The organism is Flammeovirga aprica JL-4 (assembly GCF_012844305.1).
GTDB classification, from domain to species: Bacteria; Bacteroidota; Bacteroidia; order Cytophagales; family Flammeovirgaceae; genus Flammeovirga; species Flammeovirga aprica.
This window is the reverse complement of record NZ_JABANE010000227.1, coordinates 1-4043: the sequence shown is the minus strand read 5'-3', so window position 1 is coordinate 4043 and position 4043 is coordinate 1. Positions and strand designations below refer to the sequence as shown.

The 4043-nt window shown below is 30.0% G+C and carries 2 protein-coding genes; one reads left to right on the top strand and one right to left on the bottom strand.

What is annotated here, in order from left to right:
• Positions 1–138 precede the first annotated feature (138 nt).
• Entirely contained in the window at positions 139–753 is a 615-nt protein-coding gene (locus HHU12_RS33215) for a recombinase family protein (protein ID WP_169661026.1), read from the bottom strand.
• Between the two features lie 153 nt (positions 754–906).
• Here HHU12_RS33215 and HHU12_RS33210 point away from each other — a divergent pair, with 153 nt between their 5' ends.
• The gene (locus HHU12_RS33210) at positions 907–3837 is read left to right on the top strand and encodes a Tn3 family transposase (protein ID WP_169661025.1); all 2931 of its coding nucleotides are present in this window, start codon (positions 907–909) and stop codon (positions 3835–3837) included.
• The last annotated feature ends 206 nt before the right edge of the window (positions 3838–4043 follow it).

The following is a 4043-nucleotide window of genomic DNA, read 5'->3' as shown; positions in this document are numbered from 1 at the left end:
TAGAGGTCCCTCCATGATTCTTACGACGATGTACCAGATCAATAATTTGACTAAAAAAGTCTCTAAAACCTAAACCAAATAATATTTTGTTTTACTCTATATCAGAAATGGTGAATATTTATCATTTATCGATGTTTTTTATTTTGCATTAATCACTTTTAGGGCAGCTTTTCTAAATTCACCATCAGGGGTTAAATAACGATAAAGTGTTTGTCTACATATTTTTAATTCATCACATAATTCACTAACAACGGTATCCTTCTTTTTCATAGATTCACTTGCTAAGTAAATTTGATGTTTGGTCAAAGAAAATTTTCTTCCTCCATTTCTTCCCCTAGCTCTTGCTGCTTGTAATCCTGCAATGGTACGTTCTCTAATTAATTCCCTTTCAAATTCAGCTAATGCTGCAAAAATACTGAAGACAAATTTTCCACTTGCAGTAGTTGTGTCCATACTAGCACCTTGTCCTGTTAATATCTTTAGACCTATATTCCTATCTGATAAATCTTGAACTAATTCCACTAGGTGTTTAAGAGATCTTCCTAATCTATCTAATTTCCAAACAACTAATGTATCTCCTTCTCTTAGTGCTTTTAAACATGACTCAAGACCTGGTCTTTTGTCTTTTGCTCCTGATGCATAATCTTGATAGATCTGCTCTTTTAGAATATTTTCTTTTTCCATAGCATCAAGTTGTAAATCCAAGGATTGTTCACCATCTGCTTTAGAAACTCTAATGTATGCTAACTTCATATTTTTTGAATATAAATGTTTATGTCACATAAACGAGGGTTTAAGTGACATTTATACGATGATAACAAAATAATGAAAAATATGTAACATTATCGGTTAATTATTCTATGTTGCTTAAATCTATATTTTTTTTAATTAATAAACATCATTTGTATGCCAACCATTCAAGATACCATCTACCCAAGGTTAAAATCAAAATATTCAAAAACTAATCTTGATCAATTATTTACATTAACAGATAAAGAGATGAAATTCATACTTACTTCCTCTCGTAAAAGTCCTAAAATTGTTCAATCTTGTTTTGCCATTTTATATAAAGTATTTTCTCATGTTGGCTACTTTATTCCATTACATGAAATATCTAAGGATATTATCAAATATATTGCTCAGCAATTTCATGTAGAAATAATATCGTCAGACCTCTTAAAATACCATGTATCAACATCTAAAACACGACATATAAGTTTTATTAGAAAAGAGCTTTCAATTCAATATGATCAAAAATACATATTAAAAGTCATCTCTATGTCTGCCTTAAAATCTTCCCAAAAGAAAGATAATATTGCTGATATTATTAATGATGTGATTGAAGAGCTTATCAAGCAATATTGTGAATTACCAGGTTTTACTACTCTTGAAAGAAGTGTTCGATTAGCTCGAAATAACGTAAATAAAGCGTTAATACAGAGAATCAATAATCAACTTACTGACCAGCAGAGAAAACTATTAGATAATCTGCTAAATATAGAAGAAGGAGAGTTCATTAGTAAATGGGCAGAACTAAAAATGGACTTACAAAAACCGACAGATAGTAATCTTAAAAACTACATTAAAAATCACTTATATGTAAAGGAAATAGCGGATCAATTGCCTTCGCTTGATGATATATCATCACTAAAAATAGATCGATTCTATGAAGAATCCTTAGCTCTTGATAAAACAGACTTATTGCAAAAGTCTCTTTATAAGAGATATACTTTTATGACTATTTTCTTAAAAAATAAAGTTAAAAAGAGTGTTGATGAACTGATAGAAGTGTATATAAAAATCATTAATAAAGTATTCAGAAAAGCACAAAAAGAAGTAGATCAATATTATCTTGAACATGTTAAAACTACAGATTATCTGATTGATAATTATGAAAAAGCATTAAGTGCATTAGCTATTGGTGATGATGAAGCTCTCCTTGAATTAAAGAAAAATAATGAAAGTAATTTAACACTTTGTAGAAAACATATTGCTGCTACAAAATCGAATGTCTACTATTATTTATTACCCATTTATAAACGTAAAAGAAGCTTGATTTTTGATTGCATTAGCTTGCTTGATATACGTTCAACTACTGCGGATCAATCTCTGATTAACTGTCTTAAATTTATAAAAGAGCATAGAAATAAGAAACGTGAATGGATCATAGATCAAATGCCATTGGATCTTAACTGGATAAATGAAGAGGCAAGAACATTGATAACAGATTCAACAAACAAACAAAAACCTATTGTAAAATTGCATAGAAATTATTTGGAGATTGTCTTATTTCATGAGTTATCCAAGTCTTTAAAATCGCTTGATTTATATGTTAAAGGTAGTTTTGAATACGAAGATTATAGAGATCAATTGATTGATAATGAAGAATATGAAAATGAAATCGATCTCTATAATGAACGGCTGGAGTTTCCGAAAGGGAAGGAAGAATTTATCGTAAAGTTAAAGGAAGAACTAACCCATTCTATTCAAAATACAGACAGAAATTTTGCTGATAACCGATACATTACCTTCGAAAATGAGCAACTTGTTATCCGAAAAAGTGAAAAAAGAGAACGACATCCTGATTATAAAAAAGTGGATCAGCGATTAAAAAAAGAACTAAAACAAATTTCCATTTTAGATATTTTGACCTCCGTTAATAAGTCGGTTGTATTTTCTGAAAACATAGGATTACATAGTGGAAATGACCCTAAAATAGATAATTACGATCAGCATCTACTCAGTACCTTATTTTCGTATGGTTGCAATTTAGGTCCTGCACAAGCAGAAAAATCTCTGAAATTTATCACTCAAAACCAGCTTTCATGGTTCAATAGAATGCATGTAACTGAAACCAAACTTTCGTCTGAAAATACAAAAATTATTAATAAGTTTAATCAATTAGAACTACCCTCTTTTTGGGGGCAAAAAGAGAGTGTTTCAGTAGATGGTACTCATTGGAATATCTTTTCAGAAAACTCTTTTTCTGAGTATCATATCCGTTATGGAAAATATGGAGGCATTGGCTATTATCATGTTTCAGATACCTATATTGCACTTTTTAGCCATTTCATTCCCTGTGGGGTATATGAAGCTGTATTTGTTTTAGATGGAATCATCAACAATACTTCCAGCATTCAACCCAATAAGATACATGGAGATACTCATGCACAAAACGAAGCTATTTTTGGTTTATCGTATCTTTTAGGAATACAATTAATGCCACGTATTCGCTCTCTAAAAGAATTAAATTTTTATAAACCAGAAAAGGATTTTGAAATAGAAAATCTCGACACTTTATTTACCAAAACGATTAATTGGTCATTAATCCAAAGGCATTATGATGACATGTTTAAAGTCACCATTAGCATTATGGAAGGGAAAATTACGGCATCGCATATCATAAAAAAATTGACAAGAAAAAGCAGACGAAATAAGCTTTATCTTGCTTTTAAAGAGCTAGGAAAGGTAGTCCGAACAAAGTTCTTGATGGAGTATTTAGATAGCTTAGAATTAAGAAAACAGATCCATCAAGGCACTGTTAAAAGTGAAGAATTTAATCATTTTACGAAGTGGGTTAGTTTTGGTAGTAATAGTACAATCCGTGAAAATAGACGATATGAACAGTTGAAAATCATAAAGTATAATCACCTGGTGACGAATGCTATTATTCTTTATAATACTTATCAGATGTCAAAGATTTTGGATAAAATGATAAAGGATGGTAGCCTTGAGACTAATGATGTGTTTAAGGAGCTATCTCCTTACAGAACGGAGCATATTAATCGATTTGGTGAATATCACTTAAATATGAAGTTCCCTGCTTTGTACATATAACGTATAATTAAAATTATACAATATTATATTTGGATAAATAGTTTAATGTTGAAATATAATTTCATGTTATTTTTGGCGTGATTTAATTAAAAAACACCTTTTTTTATTAATTGTGTTTACATGTTAATACATCAATGCAAATACCTGTATATCAATAATGTATGAACACATCTGGTACATCACCGTAAGAATCATGGAGGGACCTC

Bases quoted from the DNA above. Each gene is read 5' to 3' on its own strand.
- HHU12_RS33215 (WP_169661026.1), bottom strand. From the start codon at position 753: ATGAAGTTAGCATACATTAGAGTTTCTAAAGCAGATGGTGAACAATCC.
- HHU12_RS33210 (WP_169661025.1), top strand. From the start codon at position 907: ATGCCAACCATTCAAGATACCATCTACCCAAGGTTAAAATCAAAATAT.